At 60.7% G+C, this 15,537-nt stretch carries 17 protein-coding genes and 3 tRNA genes; 8 read left to right on the forward strand and 12 right to left on the reverse strand.

The features are described 5' to 3' along the window. Window positions 1-2: 2 nt before the first annotated feature. The 4 genes from EV686_RS09295 to EV686_RS09310 are packed head-to-tail and all read left to right on the forward strand — an operon-like array spanning window position 3 to window position 4,563. Window positions 3-929, forward strand: a complete 927-nt coding sequence (locus EV686_RS09295) for an ABC transporter permease (protein ID WP_132476892.1) — start codon at window positions 3-5, stop codon at window positions 927-929. Continuing rightward, window positions 926-1,939: an ABC transporter ATP-binding protein gene (locus EV686_RS09300; protein WP_132476145.1), complete on the forward strand. Its 1,014-nt coding sequence runs from the start codon at window positions 926-928 to the stop codon at window positions 1,937-1,939. The genes EV686_RS09295 and EV686_RS09300 overlap by 4 nt, the downstream gene beginning before the upstream one ends. Continuing rightward, window positions 1,918-2,943, forward strand: coding sequence for an ABC transporter ATP-binding protein (locus EV686_RS09305; protein ID WP_279389460.1), 1,026 nt, complete (start codon window positions 1,918-1,920; stop codon window positions 2,941-2,943). Before EV686_RS09300 ends, EV686_RS09305 begins: the two co-directional genes overlap by 22 nt. Before the next feature lie 36 nt (window positions 2,944-2,979). Next, window positions 2,980-4,563, forward strand: coding sequence for an ABC transporter substrate-binding protein (locus EV686_RS09310; RefSeq protein WP_132476148.1), 1,584 nt, complete (start codon window positions 2,980-2,982; stop codon window positions 4,561-4,563). A gap of 112 nt (window positions 4,564-4,675) precedes the next feature. Here the strand turns inward: EV686_RS09310 and EV686_RS09315 are convergent. Both EV686_RS09315 and EV686_RS09320 read right to left on the reverse strand, forming a co-directional pair. After that, window positions 4,676-4,760, reverse strand: a tRNA-Leu gene (locus EV686_RS09315). Between the two features lie 38 nt (window positions 4,761-4,798). Beyond that, window positions 4,799-4,886, reverse strand: a tRNA-Ser gene (locus EV686_RS09320). A gap of 125 nt (window positions 4,887-5,011) precedes the next feature. On the opposite strand from EV686_RS09320, the gene EV686_RS09325 reads away from it, so the two are divergent. The 3 genes from EV686_RS09325 (at window position 5,012) to secG (ending at window position 7,235) form a co-directional block, all read left to right on the forward strand. Next, complete coding sequence (locus EV686_RS09325; RefSeq protein WP_132476896.1) at window positions 5,012-5,995, forward strand: NAD(P)H-quinone oxidoreductase; 984 nt, start codon at window positions 5,012-5,014, stop codon at window positions 5,993-5,995. A gap of 63 nt (window positions 5,996-6,058) precedes the next feature. Next, window positions 6,059-6,796, forward strand: coding sequence for a triose-phosphate isomerase (gene tpiA / locus EV686_RS09330; protein WP_132476151.1), 738 nt, complete (start codon window positions 6,059-6,061; stop codon window positions 6,794-6,796). Between the two features lie 16 nt (window positions 6,797-6,812). Next, window positions 6,813-7,235, forward strand: coding sequence for a preprotein translocase subunit SecG (secG, locus tag EV686_RS09335; RefSeq protein ID WP_132476154.1), 423 nt, complete (start codon window positions 6,813-6,815; stop codon window positions 7,233-7,235). Window positions 7,236-7,268: 33 nt separating this feature from the next. Here the strand turns inward: secG and EV686_RS09340 are convergent, their stop codons facing one another. From EV686_RS09340 to EV686_RS09350, 3 genes are all read right to left on the reverse strand, one after another. After that, on the reverse strand, window positions 7,269-8,192 hold the full coding sequence (locus EV686_RS09340; protein ID WP_132476157.1) for a DMT family transporter: 924 nt from the start codon (window positions 8,190-8,192) through the stop codon (window positions 7,269-7,271). 94 nt (window positions 8,193-8,286) lie between these two features. Then, window positions 8,287-9,531, reverse strand: coding sequence for an MFS transporter (locus tag EV686_RS09345; protein WP_132476160.1), 1,245 nt, complete (start codon window positions 9,529-9,531; stop codon window positions 8,287-8,289). A gap of 36 nt (window positions 9,532-9,567) precedes the next feature. Next, a complete protein-coding gene (locus tag EV686_RS09350; protein ID WP_132476163.1) occupies window positions 9,568-10,461 on the reverse strand; it encodes an amidohydrolase family protein in 894 nt (297 codons plus the stop codon). 171 nt (window positions 10,462-10,632) lie between these two features. Between EV686_RS09350 and EV686_RS09355 the strand changes: the two genes are divergently transcribed. Continuing rightward, window positions 10,633-10,717: transfer RNA gene (locus EV686_RS09355), tRNA-Leu, on the forward strand. Window positions 10,718-10,867: 150 nt separating this feature from the next. Here the strand turns inward: EV686_RS09355 and EV686_RS19115 are convergent. The 7 genes from EV686_RS19115 to EV686_RS09390 all read right to left on the reverse strand — a co-directional run bounded on the left by EV686_RS19115 (window position 10,868) and on the right by EV686_RS09390 (window position 15,536). Beyond that, a complete protein-coding gene (locus EV686_RS19115; protein WP_165972560.1) occupies window positions 10,868-11,398 on the reverse strand; it encodes a hypothetical protein in 531 nt (176 codons plus the stop codon). 98 nt (window positions 11,399-11,496) lie between these two features. Further along, a complete protein-coding gene (locus EV686_RS09365) occupies window positions 11,497-11,904 on the reverse strand; it encodes an alpha/beta hydrolase (protein ID WP_243650853.1) in 408 nt (135 codons plus the stop codon). 2 nt (window positions 11,905-11,906) lie between these two features. Next, window positions 11,907-12,359, reverse strand: coding sequence for a TspO/MBR family protein (locus EV686_RS09370; protein ID WP_132476166.1), 453 nt, complete (start codon window positions 12,357-12,359; stop codon window positions 11,907-11,909). A gap of 78 nt (window positions 12,360-12,437) precedes the next feature. After that, on the reverse strand, window positions 12,438-13,220 hold the full coding sequence (locus tag EV686_RS09375) for an SDR family NAD(P)-dependent oxidoreductase (protein ID WP_132476169.1): 783 nt from the start codon (window positions 13,218-13,220) through the stop codon (window positions 12,438-12,440). 26 nt (window positions 13,221-13,246) lie between these two features. Then, window positions 13,247-13,771 carry a DUF3833 domain-containing protein gene (locus tag EV686_RS09380; RefSeq protein ID WP_132476172.1) on the reverse strand — a complete coding sequence of 175 codons (525 nt, stop codon included), beginning with the start codon at window positions 13,769-13,771 and terminating at the stop codon, window positions 13,247-13,249. Further along, window positions 13,768-15,024, reverse strand: coding sequence for an MFS transporter (locus EV686_RS09385; RefSeq protein WP_132476175.1), 1,257 nt, complete (start codon window positions 15,022-15,024; stop codon window positions 13,768-13,770). Before EV686_RS09385 ends, EV686_RS09380 begins: the two co-directional genes overlap by 4 nt. Next, window positions 15,021-15,536, reverse strand: a complete 516-nt coding sequence (locus EV686_RS09390) for a chalcone isomerase family protein (protein ID WP_132476178.1) — start codon at window positions 15,534-15,536, stop codon at window positions 15,021-15,023. The genes EV686_RS09385 and EV686_RS09390 overlap by 4 nt, the downstream gene beginning before the upstream one ends. Window position 15,537: the final 1 nt, after the last annotated feature.

Below are 15,537 nucleotides of genomic sequence, written 5' to 3' on the forward strand. Positions count from 1 at the left end.
AGATGCGCAACGACACTGACGCGGGCAACGGCGCGGCCGCCGTGGCCGTGGTCAAGGGGGAAAGCCCCTGGCGCCAGTCCATGCAGGAGTTCTGCGAGTCCAAGACCGGAGTCGCGGGGCTCATCGTGTTCGTGATCATGGTATTGGCCGCCATCTTCGCCAGCTGGATCGCGCCGCAGGATCCCTACGACCTGAACCAGCTCGACATCCTGAACGGCAACATGCCGCCCGGCACGGTGGCTGCGGGCAGCTACACCTACCTGCTGGGCACCGACCCGCAGGGGCGCGACATCTTTTCCGGCATCCTGTATGGCCTCCGTATTTCGTTGAGCGTCGGGGTGGGATCGGCGCTGTTCGCCTGTGTCATCGGATCCCTGCTGGGGCTGATCGCAGCCTATGCGGGACCGAAGGTGGAGGCCGCCATCATGCGGATCGTGGACCTCCAGCTGTCCTTTCCCTCCATCCTGGTCGCCCTGATGATCCTGGCCGTCCTCGGGAAAGGCATCATGAACGTGGTGATCGCCCTGGTCCTGGTGGAATGGGCCTATTACGCGCGGGTGGCGCGGGCCAGCGCCATGGTGGAGCGCAGCCGGGACTACATCGCCGCTGTCGAGTGCCTTTCCATCCCGCGCTGGCGCGTGATTGTGCGGCACCTGCTCCCGAACTGCCTGCCGCCGCTGATCGTGATCGCCACCATGCAGATCTCGCGCGCCATTGCGCTGGAGGCGACCTTGAGCTTCCTGGGGCTGGGCGTGCCGGTGACCGAACCCTCCCTGGGCCTGCTGATCGCCAACGGATATACGCAGATGATCTCCGGACAGTACTGGATCTGCCTGTACCCCGGCCTTGCGCTGGTCGCGATCATCGTCGCCATCAATCTGGTAGGCGACCAGCTGCGCGATATTCTCAACCCCCGGAATCGGAAATGACAGACGTGTCCAAGCATGCGCTGAATGCGCAGATCCCGGAACAGCCGCCATGCACGCTCGACGTGCGGGACCTGCGCACGCACTACAAGACCCGGGCTGGCGTGCTCAAGGCCGTGGACGGAGTCTCCTTCAAGGTGCGTCCGGGACGCATCCTGGGGCTGGTGGGAGAGTCTGGATCGGGCAAGTCCGCCACCGGCTTTTCCATCATGGGTCTGGTCGATCCGCCCGGCGCCGTCGTGGGCGGTTCGGTGATCTTCGAAGGCGAGGATATCTCCGCGTGGCCGGAAAGCCGGATGCGGAAACTGCGGGGCGACCGCATCGCGATGATCTTCCAGGATCCGATGATGACGCTCAATCCGGTGCTGAGCATCGGCACTCAGATGATCGAAACCTTGCTGGCGCATCGGAAGATGAGCAAGGAGGAGGCCATCGAGCGCTCCGTCGACGCCCTGGCGCAGGTGGGGATTCCCGCCGCCAGGGAGCGGCTGTCCGCCTATCCGCACGAGTTTTCGGGAGGCATGAGGCAGCGGGTGGCCATCGCGATCGCCTTGCTGCACTCGCCGTCGCTGATCATTGCCGACGAGCCGACCACGGCCCTGGACGTCACCATCCAGGCGCAGATCCTGAGCGAGGTGCAGAAGCTGGTCCGCGCCAAGAACATGGGCGTCATCTGGATTTCCCACGACCTGTCGGTGGTATCAGCGCTGGCCGACGATATCGCGGTGATGTATGCCGGCCGCATCGTGGAGCAGGGGCCGGTGTCCCGCGTACTGTCCTATCCCGCGCACCCTTACACGCGTGGACTGATCAGCAGCGTGGCCAGCAACAATCCGCCCGGACAGCGGCTGAAGCAGATCCGCGGCGCCCCGGCCCAGTTGATGAACCTGCCGCGCGGATGCGCTTTCGCGCCGCGCTGCGATTATGCCGACGCGCAGTGCGAGGAGGCGCCGCCGGGCATCACCCATCTCGACAAACAGCACCAGTTCCGATGCTTTCATCCATTGAGGTAGCCATGCAGACGGAGTCCTTCATTGCGGGCGAGGCGACCAGAGGCATCCAGCCGGAGCCCATCATCGAGGCGCGAAGCCTCTCCCTGTACTACCCCATGCCCAAGCGGGCGCCCTCGGTCCGGGCCGTGCATGAAGTCGACCTCGAGATCCAGCAGGGAGAGGTGCTGGGCCTGGTCGGCGAGTCCGGCTGCGGCAAATCGTCATTGGCCCGTATCATGGCTGGCGTGCGGCAAGCCTCGTCGGGCGAGATCCGCTACCGGGGCCGGCCGCTGGCCGGCTTGACGGGCAAGGAGAAAATCCAGGCCAAGCTGCAGATACAGATGGTGTTCCAGGACCCGTTCGCTTCTTTGAATCCACGCATGAATGTCGGCGAGATCATCGCCGAGGCCCCGCGGCTGTTCGGCCTGATCAAGACGGACGAGTCGGCGTTCATCAGCGAGCAGATGGAGCGCGTGGGGCTGGATCCGGCCTACCGGCTGCGCTATCCGCATCAGTTCAGCGGCGGGCAGCGCCAGCGCATCGGCATCGCGCGCGCGCTGGCGGTCAATCCGAGCGTGCTTGTCTGCGACGAGCCCGTGTCGGCCCTGGACGTATCCATCCAGGCACAGATCCTCAATCTGTTCATGGACCTGCGCGAACAGCTGGGGCTTACCTATCTGTTCATCAGCCACGATCTCAGCGTGGTCCGGCACCTGGCGGACCGGGTGGCGATCATGTATCTGGGGCGCATTGTGGAGCAGGCGCCCGCACGGGAGATTTTCGAGCGCCCCAACCATCCCTATACGCAAGCCCTGCTGGCCGAAATGCCCCGGATCGTGACACGGCAGAGGACATTCAGTCCGGTCGAGGGTGAATTGCCCAGTCCCTCGAATCCCCCCAAAGGCTGCCACTTCCATCCGCGCTGTCCGAAAGCCATGCCCATCTGCAAGGAGGTGATGCCGAAGCTGGAAGACATAGACACGGGCCACCTGAGCGCGTGCCATCTCAATGAAAAAACCGGCTGAACAGCCGGCGCGCCATTCAAACCAAAGGAGACATCAATGAGACATACCATACGCAGACTGTCGGGCATGCTCGTGCTGAGCGCCGCCATCGGAGCGGCCATGCCCTCGGCATCGGCCTGGGCCGAAGACCTGAGCATTGCCCTGGGAAGCTCCATCACATCGCTGGATCCCCATTTCGCCAACAACTCGCCGAACAAGGCGGTGGCGCGCCATTTCTTCGAGGCGCTGATCGCGTTCGACCCGGACACCAATCTCGTTCCCGCGCTGGCCACTTCCTGGAAGCGGATCAGCGATACCGAGTGGGAATTCAAGCTGCGGCCGGACGTGAAGTTCTCGGACGGATCGACCCTGACGGCCGACGACGTCGTCGTGTCGTTCGAGCGGGCTCCCGCAGTGCCCAACTCGCCGTCCTCCCTCGGCCTGTTCACGCGTTCCATCGCCCAGGTCAAGGCCGTGGATCCGTCCACGGTGGTGATAGAGACAAAATATCCGGATCCTCTGCTGCCGCATATGGTGCCCGAGATCCTCATCATTCCCGCCGAGCTGAAGGATGCCGAAACCGGGGACTACAACTCCGGCAAGTCGATGGTGGGCACCGGTCCGTTCGTCTTCCAGGCCTATACTCCCGGCGACCGCCTGATCATGAAGCGCAACGAGAACTACTGGGGCGACAAGCCGGACTGGGACAAGGTGACGCTGCGCTTCATCACGAACGAGGCGACCCGTGTGGCGGCGCTCCTGTCGGGCGATGCGGACCTGATCGAGAATGTATCGCCCAATCTGATGGACCGCGTCAAGGGCGGCAACTTCTCCATCGTCCAGAGCCCACCGGCCTTGCCGGTGTATATTGGCCTCGATGTGGGGCGCGACGAGACGCCCTTCGTCAAGGCCAAGTCGCCGGATGCGGGCGCGAACACCAATCCCTTGCGCGACAAACGGGTCCGGCAGGCGCTTTCGTATGGTATCGACCGCGAGGCGATTTCCGAGAAGCTGATGCAGGGCACCACGGCTCCCGCAGGGCAGATGCTGAACAGCAGCCTGTTCGGCGCGTCGCCCAATGTGACGGCGCCCAAGTACGATCCCGAGAAGGCCAAGCAACTGCTGGCCGAAGCAGGCTACAAGAACGGCCTGACGCTCACCTTCCACGGACCGAACGACCGGCTGACCAACGATAGCCGGGTCGTGCAGGCGATTGCTCAGATGTGGAACCGGATCGGCATCGAGGCGAAGGCGGAGGTCATGCCGTGGAGCGTCTATTTTCCGCAGACGGGAAAACGGGAGTTCAGTCTCTATCTGATCAGTTCCGGCGCGATATCGGAAATGGGCACCGCGCTGAACTCGGTGGTGGTCACGCATGATCCCAAGAACCGGCGGGGCGTGAACAATCGGGGCCGCTACTCCAACCCCGAGATCGACGAACTCGTGAATACGTCCTTCCAGACGCTGGACGACGACAAGCGCCGGGCAATGCTGGAGAAAGCGAGCGAGCTGGCCTTCGAGGAAATGCCGGTTATTCCGCTGTATTTCTATTCTTTCTCGATCGCGTCCAAGAAGAACATCGTCTACAAGCCGCGCATGGACCAGTTTACGCTGGCCCAGGGGGCGAAGCTGACGAAGTAGTCCGGGAGCTGTTCCGGCGCGCGTATCCGCGCCGCCGGAATGGTTTGTCGGCCTGCTTGTCGGGTAACAGTGTGGCTTGTCGTGTATCAGATAGCCTGAAGCAGGCTGTGTGTGGTGCCCGAGGCCGGAATCGAACCGGCATGCCTTGCGGCGAGGGATTTTAAGTCCCTTGTGTCTACCGATTTCACCACTCGGGCGGCAGGAGCGGCTGGCTGAAACAATAGGGATGGATGTCTGGCGGAAGCGGTGAGATTCGAACTCACGAACGGTTGCCCGTTGCCGGTTTTCAAGACCGGTGCAATCGACCACTCTGCCACGCTTCCGGGATGCAGCCTCATCGAAGCCCGACAGTGTAGCGCATGCGACATGGTTTGTGCGTGCGAATGGGGCGATAATGCGGGCTTGTCCATGTGTAACCGTCGATCTGGAGGCAGGGATGCAAGGCGATATGACAGCGGTGGAAATCACCAGGCCGGGAGGTCCGGAGGTGCTGGTTCCGGCACGCAGACCGATTCCGCAGTCGGGGCCGGGACAGGTGCTGATTCGCGTCGAGGCCGCGGGCGTCAACCGGCCCGATGTCGCACAGCGCGAGGGCAGTTATCCGCCTCCGCCGGGGGCGTCCGATCTGCCCGGGCTGGAGGTCGCGGGCGAAATCGTGGGCGGAGACGTCGGCGATACCGGGCTGCAAGTGGGGGACATGGTCTGCGCGCTGACGCCCGGCGGCGGCTATGCCCAGTATTGCCTGGCGCCGGCGGCGCATTGCCTGCCGATTCCCCGGGGCATGACGCCGCTGCAGGCGGCGGGCCTGCCGGAAACCCTGTTCACGGTCTGGAGCAATGTGTTCGAGCGCGGGCGGCTGGCGGAAGGCGAAACTCTGCTGGTGCATGGCGGCGCCAGCGGCATCGGCACGACGGCGATCCAGCTGGCGGCGGCGCTCGGGCATCGCGTTTATGCCACGGCGGGCAGCGATGAGCGGGTGCAGGCCATCCTGGGACTGGGCGCGGCGCAGGCATTCAATTACCGCACGCAGGATTTCGTCGAGGAAGTCCTCAAGGCCACCGGCAGCCGCGGCGTCGATGTCATCCTGGACATGGTGGCGGGCGACTACATCCGGCGCAACCTGAAGGCGCTGGCCGATGACGGGCGGTGCGTCATGATCGCCATGCTGGGCGGAGCCAAGGCGGAAATCAACGCCTGGGAGCTGATGCGCCGCAGGCTGACCCTGACCGGCTCGACCCTGCGCCCGCGCTCCGATGAATACAAGGCCGGCCTGGCGGTTCAATTGCGCCGCCATGTCTGGCCCTTGCTGGAGTCCGGGCGGATAGCACCCGTCGTGCATGCCGTATTCCCGCTGGAAAATGCGGCGCAGGCCCACCGCCTGATGGACTCTGGCGCGCATATCGGGAAAATCATACTGACTGCGACAGCTTGAATCCGCAGGAACACGCTACAATACGCGGTTGACCGCAAGTCTTCCCCGTTTTTTTAGTGTTGTATGACAGACTTTATCCGCAAGCGCCTGGTGATCGGTAACTGGAAAATGCATGGCACGTCCGTGCAGAACGCCGCGTTGCTGTCGTCGCTCGGCGACTATGCCGGGTCGGCCGAGCTGGCTGTGTGCGTGCCGTTTCCCTATCTGGCGCAGGCTAGCCAGTCCCTGGAAGGCAGCGCCATAAGCTGGGGCGCCCAGGACGTCAGCGCCCATGCGCAGGGCGCCTATACGGGTGAAGTCTCCGCCGCCATGCTGGCCGATTTCGCATGCCGCTGGGTTCTGGTGGGGCATTCCGAACGGCGAGCCTATCATGGCGAAACCGATGCGCTCGTGGCCGACAAGACGCAGGCCGCCATCGGCGCCGGCCTCACGCCGGTCGTCTGCATCGGCGAGACGCTGGCCGAGCGAGAGGCAGGGCGGTTGCAGGAAGTCATGCTGCGGCAGCTGGATCAGGTGCTTGCACTTGGAGGCGATGCCTTGTCGCGCATCGTTCTGGCCTATGAGCCCGTCTGGGCCATCGGCACCGGGCAAAGCGCCACGCCCGAGCTGGCGCAAGAGGCGCACGCCTTCATTCGTGCGCAGCTCGAGCGGGCCGGACAGCCGCAAGTCCGCGTCCTGTATGGCGGAAGTGTCAACGCGGCCAATGCGGCCAGTCTGTTTGAAATGCCTGACATCGACGGCGCGCTCGTGGGCGGAGCCTCGCTGCAGGCGCAGGAATTTTTACGTATAGCGGCCAGTTAGGCCACGGAGTTTTTACATGGAATGGTTGTCATCCGTCTTGCTGACGGTTCAGGTGATTTCATCGCTGTCCATCATCGTCCTGGTGCTGCTGCAGCAGGGCAAGGGCTCGGAAATGGGCGCTGCGTTCGGCAGCGGCTCCGCGGGCAGCCTGTTCGGCGCATCGGGCGCGGCCAACTTCCTGTCGCGCACGACGAAGTGGGCTGCCATCGTGTTCTTCGCATCGACGGCCGGCCTGGCCTACATGGCGCATCACCCGAAAGGCGCCGTAGTGGAAAGCGGCGGGGTGATGCAGGGCTTCGAGTCTTCCGTGCCTGCGGCTCCCAATAGCGGCAGCGCAGTGCCTTCGGTTCCCAATGCCGTGCCGGCCGCGCCTTCCGAAGCGCCCGCGGCGGCAGTCCCGTCCGCGCCGGCCGAAACGCCGCAAGCCCCGGCTCAGTAAACGTGCGACGGCAGGGGCGCCTTTTTCGGCGCCTCAGGCATGGCGCTGGTAGGCCAGCGTCACGATGCAGCCCAGCACGACGGCGCCTCCCGCCAGCTGTATGGGGGTCAGCACCTGCCCCAGCAGCAGCCAGCCCAGCAACAGCGAGAACACCGGTTCGACGTTCATGATGGGCGCGTTGCGCGACATGTCCAGCTTGGGTATCAGCACGAACAAGGTCGAAAAGCCGGCGGTATACAGCAGGGCCAGGCTGCACAGGCCGATCCATCCCGTGGATGAGGCGGGCAGGCTCAGGCCGCCGGGAACCAGCCCGGCAAGTCCGGTTGCCAGCGCGCTGGTGAAGATGATGCCGACGGTATAGAGGCTGCGCACGGTTCCCACCAGGCTTCCCAGCTTGTGCTCCGTGATCCACAGCGCGAAAGAGAACACGGTGGCGGCGGTCAGCGCGCCCAGGACGCCGATGGTCCATTCGGGGCCAAGGTCGGCGTTTCCGGACAACTGTGCCGGAATGTCCAGTACCAGCATCAGCCCTATCAATATGACTCCCATCAGCAGGCAAGCCTTGCGGGTGGGCGGCTTGCCGCCCAGCGCCCATGTCAGCAGCGCGAGCAGGATGGGGAAGCTGTTGGAGATCAGCAGCGCGATGGCGACGGGAATGCGCGCTACTGCAGAAAACATGGCAAAGCTCTGGATGGCGATGAGCAGGCCCACGATAAGCTGCCAGGGGGCGCTTCCCGCAGGTAGGCGCACTGACTGCCGCTGCCACAGGACAATGCCGGACAGCGCCAGAAAACAGAGTCCCGAACGGAACAGAATGGCAAGCAGCAGGCCTGCCTGGTCATCGAATGCAAAGCGGGCTGCGACGTGGTTGCTGGCGAATGCGCAGGCGGCCAGCAGAAGGACGGCGACTGCATGCCGGCGCGGAAGCAGCGCCGGCTGGGTTGCGGTTGGGGGCATGGTGCTACGTGGTCTCCTCTGGCGGGGCGGCGGCGATGAAGTGGATGCGCCTGCCATGCCGCAGTGTACGCTGGACTGCGCCTGGGTGCTTGGCTCAGCCGTCCTGCAGGTTCTTCAGATCCTGGCCTTTGGTTTCCGGAAGAAGGAGAGTGGCAAGGAACACGACGGCATAAGCGCCGCCGGCGAACACGCCGATCGCCATCGCCAGGCCCATGCTTTGGCTGAGGTATCCGACCAAGGTGGGAAACAGCGCCCCGATGCCCCTGCCGAAGTTGTAGGCGAAGCCTTGTCCGTTGGCCCTGATTTCCGATGGAAAGAGCTCGGTCAGGAAGGCGCCCAGGCCGCCGAAAATGCCCGAAGCTGCAAATCCCAGGGGAAAGCCCAGAAACAGCATCTGAGTGTTGCTAAGCGGGATTTGCGTATAGGTGTATACGCAAAGAATGGACAGCACGGAAAAGATGATGAAATTCATCCGGCGTCCGATCCTGTCCGCCATATGGGCGCCTGCAATATAGCCGCAGAAGGATCCCAGGATGATCACCAGCAGATAACCGCCGGTATTCAGGACCGACAGCTCTCGCTCCACTTTCAGGTAGGTGGGCAGCCAAGTGGTGACCGCATAATAGCCGCCCTGGATGCCTGTGCAGAGCAGGGCGGCCAGCAGTGTGGTCTTCAGCAGCGCCGGAGAGAAAATCATCCATGGCGATATCCGTGGGGCTCCGGCGGCGTGGCGCGCTTGCGATTGTTTGAATACTTCGGGTTCCGGAACATGCTTGCGGATATACAGCACCAGCAAGGCAGGCAGGGCGCCGAACCAGAACAGCGTGCGCCAGGCCCATTCCTCGGGGAAGATAGTGAAGGCGAGTGTATAGAGCAGCGCGGCGCATCCCCAGCCGACCGCCCATCCGCTTTGCACCGTACCGACGGCGCGCGCCCGGTTCTTGCCCTTGATGATTTCGCCCATGAGCACCGATCCCACAGCCCACTCGCCGCCGAAGCCTAGCCCCTGCAGCGCGCGCAGCACGAAGATCTGCTCGAAATTCTGTGTGAAGCCAATGGCCACGGTGCAGGTGGAAAACCAGATGATCGTGATCTGCAGTATTCTCACGCGCCCGTATTTGTCTGCGAGGATGCCGGCCGCCCAGCCGCCGATGGCCGAGAACAGCAAGGTGATGGTGCCCAGCATTCCGGCCTGGCCGCGATCGATGCCCCAGAGGGAGATCAGGGTGGAGATGACGAATGTGAATACCATGTAGTCAAGCGCATCTATGGTCCAGCCCAGGAAAGAGGCGTGGAACGTGCGTTTGCCGCTTTTGTCCAATTCACCGTACCAGCTCATGCCATATCTCCGAAAGAGGATGTAACGTTTGCTTTTTCAATTGCTTGGTGGGAAGTCGTACAGGCGTTGCGGGTTCTCTACCAGAATCCTGTGGCGCGTTTCGGGGGAGGGAGCCCATTTCAGCAGCAGGTTGCGAAGCACGCCGGTGTCGGGCATCCGGTCGATGGCGACATGGGGCCAGTCGCTGCCCCACACCATGCGGTCCGGCGCGGCGGCGATCAGGGCCTGGGCCCAGAGGGTGACGTCGTCGTAGTAATCGAACTGGTCGCTGATCCGATAGGCGCCGGATAGCTTGCTCCACCAGCCATACTCCCTGACGCCGTGCAAAAGCGTCTGGAAGCCGGGATGATCGATGCCTTCGGAAACCGGCATGTGCCCCATGTGATCGAAAACGCATGGGACCGGCAACTGTCGCAGGCGGGGAGCCAACTCAGGAAGGTGCCGGATATCCATCAGAAGCTGGATGTGCCATCCTAGCTCCGCTATGCGCGGGGCCAGTGATTCCAGGGAGTCCAGTCCCACGCCGCCGCCAAAAAGAACATTGAAACGGATGCCGCGTACGCCCTGCCGATGCATTTGCTGCAGTTCGCCGTCGCTGATGGATTCATCGACGACGGCAACGCCGCGCAGCGTATCCGGGTGATGCTGCAGAACAGACAGCATATAGCTGTTGTCCGTTCCATGTACGCTGACCTGGACGAGCACTCCGCGCTCGCAGCCGCAGCTGGCAAGCATCGCCAGGTACGCCTCTTCCGGGGCGGGGGGAGGCGTATAGCTGCGGCTATCGACGTAAGGATGGGTGACGCCGTCTCCAATGACATGGGCGTGGGTATCGCAAGCCTTGGGCGGCATGTCGAAACTGGCGGCGGCGATGTCTGGCAATGGCCCAAGGCAGTAGTCGTGGCTGCGGGGGAAAGTGGAAGTCGTCATAGGTCATCGATTCATGTTTTTTTATTCTTTTGGTTATATACAAGCAAGGAAGCCATGAAATGCGAATGACAAACATTACGCCTCGCCATAATCGATGTCAACAATTGCAGCGCTAACGATTGAGGAGCGATAACAGTGGAAATCATGCTAGAATATTCCTCTTGCTAAAAGGCCGTCGTGGTGGAATTGGTAGACACGCTATCTTGAGGGGGTAGTGGCGAAAGCTGTACGAGTTCGAGTCTCGTCGACGGCACCACAGTTAAAAATCAGGTTGTTTCATAACAGCTTGAGAAGTACCAGAAACCCGCATGGACATTAGGTTTGTGCGGGTTTTTTGCGTTCAGGGCGTCTCATGGGGGTTCAGTAAATCCCGCGTTTTTTGGTATGCGTTTTGGTATGTTAAAAATTACATACCATAGAATGGCCCACTTAGAGACCCGACATGCCAAAAATCCCTCCACAACTCACTGATCTTGCGGCTCGCAGGGCGAAGCCCAGGAATGCGGTTTACACGTTGGCTTCTGGGCGCGGCTTGTTCCTGGTTGTGCAGCCAAGCGGTCAGAAGCAGTGGATGGTTCGTTTTCAGTTTCCAGACGGGAAGCGTGGTAATCGGATCATAGGTGTCAACGCCGGTTGAAAACTGACCCACTTTCGTCGGAATCGTCGGAGTAAAACTGACCCACCCCGGCGTCCAAGAATCTAACTGTTTACCTTGATATTTCCTGCTCTTCGCTTGTCCCGGCACCATCAGTTGGTTGCCCTGGCGGGTGTGCTTCAGGGTGCGTTGGTGCGTCGCCTTAATGCGCACCGACCCCTGTTGGCAATGCACGCAGACCGGGCGATTGGCCGGTCTGGCCCAGACGTGAATATCGCGGCGCCGTTCTACGCGCTCAATCACTAAGCCTTTTAATCCTAAGATAGAATCTAGTGGGGACATCGGCATTCACTCCATTAAACATGTTTCTTCGCAAAAACAAGTCTAATGAATGTCGCTGTCCCCCGTTAATGATGAAGAGCCCAAAAACGTTGCCGACGTTACCCCCATATTCGCCTATGTGTTTCAGTGTCCACTGATACCGCTTGGGCTGTATCCTCAATGAAGACGGGATATGCTACCTCAGGAGACAGGCGGTAATCGGCCACTACGGCCATGATGCCTCGTGAAGCCAGCGCTTTACCTACAAAGCCATACTGCCCACGCGACCCGCTGTTCCAGTTTCCCCCGTAGAGGAATACGACCACATTGGGCGCCGACTCCGATTGCGCAGGAATATAGATATCAAGCTTTTGGCGCATTTCGTTGCCATAAGACAGGTTTTTCACCACCTTGCTTTTTACGTCAGCCCAAGCAAGCATGTTCACAAGCCTCTGCGGGGAAAACACGGCCAGTGCCGCCAACGACAGCAATACTATTATTGAGGCATAGATCACGGGACGAAGCACCGTCAATTCAATAGCCAGAGAGAAAAATTGAGCACCGAAGCAAAGGCCACCCATGCCAGATAGGGCAACATCAAATAGCCTGCCAGCCGGTCGCGACGCATAAAAAGCATAGTCACTATCGCGATCATGACGAGCAGGATACCGATATCGATCAGCGCCAGGCCGGAGCGGTGCAAGCCAAAGAAAATCCAGGACCATAGTCCGTTCAAAACTAGCTGTATTGCCCATAAAGCAAGAGCGCTGTCGATCCTCCCGACTCGTGTCCATATGCGCCAGGCGGCAACCGCCATCATCACATACAGAACGGTCCACACAGGCGCGAAAATCCAGTTCGGCGGGTTGAAAAATGGTTTGTTTAACGACGCATACCAAGGGCCTGGCAGGAACTGGCTTCCTATCAATGCCGTTGCCCCGGTCAAGGCAAGAAAAACGACCAACGATTTGTATTGATGCATTGTCATCTACCTGATTTGATTAATAGCTCTAAGCGCATGGCAGTGCCTTATCCGATACAACGAGAAGATCGCACGTCATCACTGCTTCATCATCTGCCCCAGCGCAGTCAGCCGCAGACGATATGGCAACAGTTCAATTACCTTGAGCAGCCGTGTAAATCGTTTCGGAAAATGAATCTCAAACTGTCCCTTCTCGATACCATCGATTATCTGCCTGGCAGCCTCGTTCGCGGAAATCATGGCGGGCATAGGAAACTTGTTATTGGCGGTCAGCTTGGTTTTCACAAAACCGGGGTTCACCAAATAGACACCCAGGCCCTTTGGGTGCAGCTCTGCATAAAGCAGTTCCGCCAAGTTGATGAGTGCAGCCTTGGTCGGCCCGTACACGGTGGCATTGGGCAGCCCCAGGTAGCCAGCCACACTGGCGATCAACGCAATCGAACCATTGCCTCGAGCGATCAGGCCAGGCAGGATCACTTCAAGCCCGTAATAAACGCTGGAAAGATTGGTTTCAATTGTTCCTCGAACCTTGTCTGACTGCAGTTCCCATGGACGTATCTGCTCATACTGCGCGGCACAAAAAACGATCAGATCCAGCCCGCCCCACTCTTGAATCAATCGATCGTGCACGACCCTCCAGGCGGCAGGATCCGTGACATCCATGGGCAGCACGCTGGCCAACGCCGAATTGGCAGCAACAGCGAGAAGCGCATCTTGCCTGCGTGCGCTCAAGGCGACACGCGCTCCCTGCTGCAGCAGGTCACGGGCAACCGCCGCGCCGATACCGCTGGAGGCACCAACCAGCCATACTCGTTTCCCCTGCCAGTGTGACCAGCGAGGATTAAGCGCCTTCAGAAACATGATAGCCTCGTTATGCATGCAACCAATTATTGGTCACGGCGAAAAAACACGGTAACCTGCCCAACTTCGAAACCAAACTTCGTCACGCTCGCCCTGTTCACGACGGTCTTCTCATCCACCCTGAAGAGCCAATCATCAAACTTGACGTTGTAGACGGAATCGCCAACCGGCAACTTAAGCGTGTAGCGCATGCGAAAAGCATTGCCGGCCCCCTTGCCTATGGCTACGCCCACCACATCATCAGCGCTGCCGTGCAGTGAGCCATCCGTCTGCGGCGTAAAAGTCCATACACGCTCCTGACTCGTTCCATCGGTATAGAAGAAATGCTCTTTTAGAATGAACTTGTCATCCTGGTTATGGCCCTCCATCTTTATGTGAAAGCGCTTGACGACCTCGCCATTGCGTTTTTGAAACATGCCCCATGCTTCGGTCTTGCCCTGGAAATACTGGGTGACATCGAGCTTGGGTTCCTCCTGGGCGTAGCGGGAGACATCGGGCATGGCGCAGGCAGTAAGTGCCAGCACACTTCCCAGCATAAGCAGTCTTTTCATGTGGTTTGTTCTCCATTTGAATCGTGAAAATTACGCAAGCGCCACAAGGCCAGCAACTTCAAAAAACATGGCAACCCACCGTAGGTCCAGGCCAAGGCATGCCCGCCGCTGCCGATCTCGCCGGGCTGGTAATCCAGAATGGCCAGCCAGGGCAGAGCAAGACCCGATAAAGCCAGCGCGAGCTTCCCGAGCAGGCTCCATAAACCGTAGTAGGCCGCTGGCGCTTGGCGATCGGGTATCAGGCGGGCCAGCAAAACCGGAGGCAACACCAGGTCGGCGCCAAGTGAAAGGCCTGCCAATACACAAATGGCAAGATAAGGGTAGCGATCACCAGGCCCCAGCGTGGCAGCCCACACAAAAGTGATGATTGCCAGAATCATGCCCAGTCGCCATGCGCGAGCCGGGCCCAGGCGCGTTGCCAGTTTCATCCATACCGGCATGCCTGCCGCGCCGGCCAGAAAATACGTGCCCAGAAAATAGCCCGACCAGTGCGGTTCCACGAGCACATCGGCAATAAAGAAAAGCGCAAGTGTGGCCGGAACGGATACCGACAAAGCGTTCAGAAAATAAGGAGGCAACAGGCGCCTGACCGGCTGGTTAGCCAGGCAGACGCGCCATGAAGCGCTATTTTCCGCCAGTTGAGCATGAAGCCACGGCGGCGCCCGATGGAGCAAGGCAGTAACGCCCAGCGCCAGCAGGAGCGCGAACGCGATGGAGTAGGCACCCATGCTTTGTTGAGAACTCCTGTCTGCGGCATTGACCAGCCAGGCTGGAAGCGTGCTCGCAAGCACAACCCCGGCCAGGCCGAAGGCCTCACGCCAGCCCGCAGCTTTGGTCAACCCAACGGTATCGGGCGCCAACCGGGCACCCCAAGCCAGATAGGCGATGTTCAGCACGCTGTGAGCGGTATAGACAATGATCAGAGCAAACGCCAGCCATGCAGCCAGCAGCGGACCGGATACTGGCGCCAGCCACAATCCGGCAAAGGCAATAATAAGCACCAGACATGCCACCCACAGCGCACGGCCAAGGCGGGATCGACGCGCAAGACGGTCCACCCACAGACCTATCCAGGGGTCCTGGACCGTATCGACAATCCTGGCGGCAAATAGCACAAACCCTGTCAGCGACAGCGACAGCCCAAGCTGGCTGGTGTAGTAAATGGGTACCTGAATGTAGACAGGCAAGGCTGCCATGGCCAGCGGCATGCCAAGCAGTCCATATGCCGCGAACGAAGCTGCGCGTCGGCTCATGGCCTTGCCCTCAGCAAATCGTTGCGCAGGCCTGGCGCCCGTGTCTCCGCATGCAGCCAGATTTCAAAAAAGGCACGTGCAAACTGAACGTCGTCGATATCCGCCGTGAGCCGGGTGCCGGCATAGAACCTCGCGCCTTCGCCGGGTAGATAAACTCCAGTAAGCGTGTCGCCCGACTTTACATCAACAAAGGCCGTCTGCATCAGGTCGCGCCAATGCGCCAGCGTGGCACTGGACAAAGGACTGGACGCCAGACGCATCATTTCATCCAGGCTGCTGTCAACAATCTTGCTGCGCGCGATAGTGCGATGGTAGGTCAGTTGCAATGCAAACGGCGCGTCAAAGGGGGCTGAATCGCAGCTACCCCACAATTGCGCAGTATAAATATCAAAGCCAAACACTCGAAGCTCGCCCTGCCCGCAAAGCTGTGCATCCGGCAGCGCTGGTCGCCAGTCCGACCATGCATGGCCGCTGAAGAAAAACAGGGCGAGTGCAATCAGGCCGCCGCGCATG

It is taken from the genome of Paracandidimonas soli (assembly GCF_004342005.1).
GTDB lineage: Bacteria > Pseudomonadota > Gammaproteobacteria > Burkholderiales > Burkholderiaceae_B > Paracandidimonas > Paracandidimonas soli.

Bases quoted from the DNA above. Each gene is read 5' to 3' on its own strand.
- EV686_RS09295 (WP_132476892.1), top strand. From the start codon at position 3: ATGCGCAACGACACTGACGCGGGCAACGGCGCGGCCGCCGTGGCCGTG.
- EV686_RS09300 (WP_132476145.1), top strand. From the start codon at position 926: ATGACAGACGTGTCCAAGCATGCGCTGAATGCGCAGATCCCGGAACAG.
- EV686_RS09305 (WP_279389460.1), top strand. From the start codon at position 1,918: ATGCTTTCATCCATTGAGGTAGCCATGCAGACGGAGTCCTTCATTGCG.
- EV686_RS09310 (WP_132476148.1), top strand. From the start codon at position 2,980: ATGAGACATACCATACGCAGACTGTCGGGCATGCTCGTGCTGAGCGCC.
- EV686_RS09325 (WP_132476896.1), top strand. From the start codon at position 5,012: ATGACAGCGGTGGAAATCACCAGGCCGGGAGGTCCGGAGGTGCTGGTT.
- tpiA (WP_132476151.1), top strand. From the start codon at position 6,059: ATGACAGACTTTATCCGCAAGCGCCTGGTGATCGGTAACTGGAAAATG.
- secG (WP_132476154.1), top strand. From the start codon at position 6,813: ATGGAATGGTTGTCATCCGTCTTGCTGACGGTTCAGGTGATTTCATCG.
- EV686_RS09340 (WP_132476157.1), bottom strand. From the start codon at position 8,192: ATGCCCCCAACCGCAACCCAGCCGGCGCTGCTTCCGCGCCGGCATGCA.
- EV686_RS09345 (WP_132476160.1), bottom strand. From the start codon at position 9,531: ATGAGCTGGTACGGTGAATTGGACAAAAGCGGCAAACGCACGTTCCAC.
- EV686_RS09350 (WP_132476163.1), bottom strand. From the start codon at position 10,461: ATGACGACTTCCACTTTCCCCCGCAGCCACGACTACTGCCTTGGGCCA.
- EV686_RS19115 (WP_165972560.1), bottom strand. From the start codon at position 11,398: ATGTCCCCACTAGATTCTATCTTAGGATTAAAAGGCTTAGTGATTGAG.
- EV686_RS09370 (WP_132476166.1), bottom strand. From the start codon at position 12,359: ATGCATCAATACAAATCGTTGGTCGTTTTTCTTGCCTTGACCGGGGCA.
- EV686_RS09375 (WP_132476169.1), bottom strand. From the start codon at position 13,220: ATGTTTCTGAAGGCGCTTAATCCTCGCTGGTCACACTGGCAGGGGAAA.
- EV686_RS09380 (WP_132476172.1), bottom strand. From the start codon at position 13,771: ATGAAAAGACTGCTTATGCTGGGAAGTGTGCTGGCACTTACTGCCTGC.
- EV686_RS09385 (WP_132476175.1), bottom strand. From the start codon at position 15,024: ATGAGCCGACGCGCAGCTTCGTTCGCGGCATATGGACTGCTTGGCATG.
- EV686_RS09390 (WP_132476178.1), bottom strand. From the start codon at position 15,536: ATGCGCGGCGGCCTGATTGCACTCGCCCTGTTTTTCTTCAGCGGCCAT.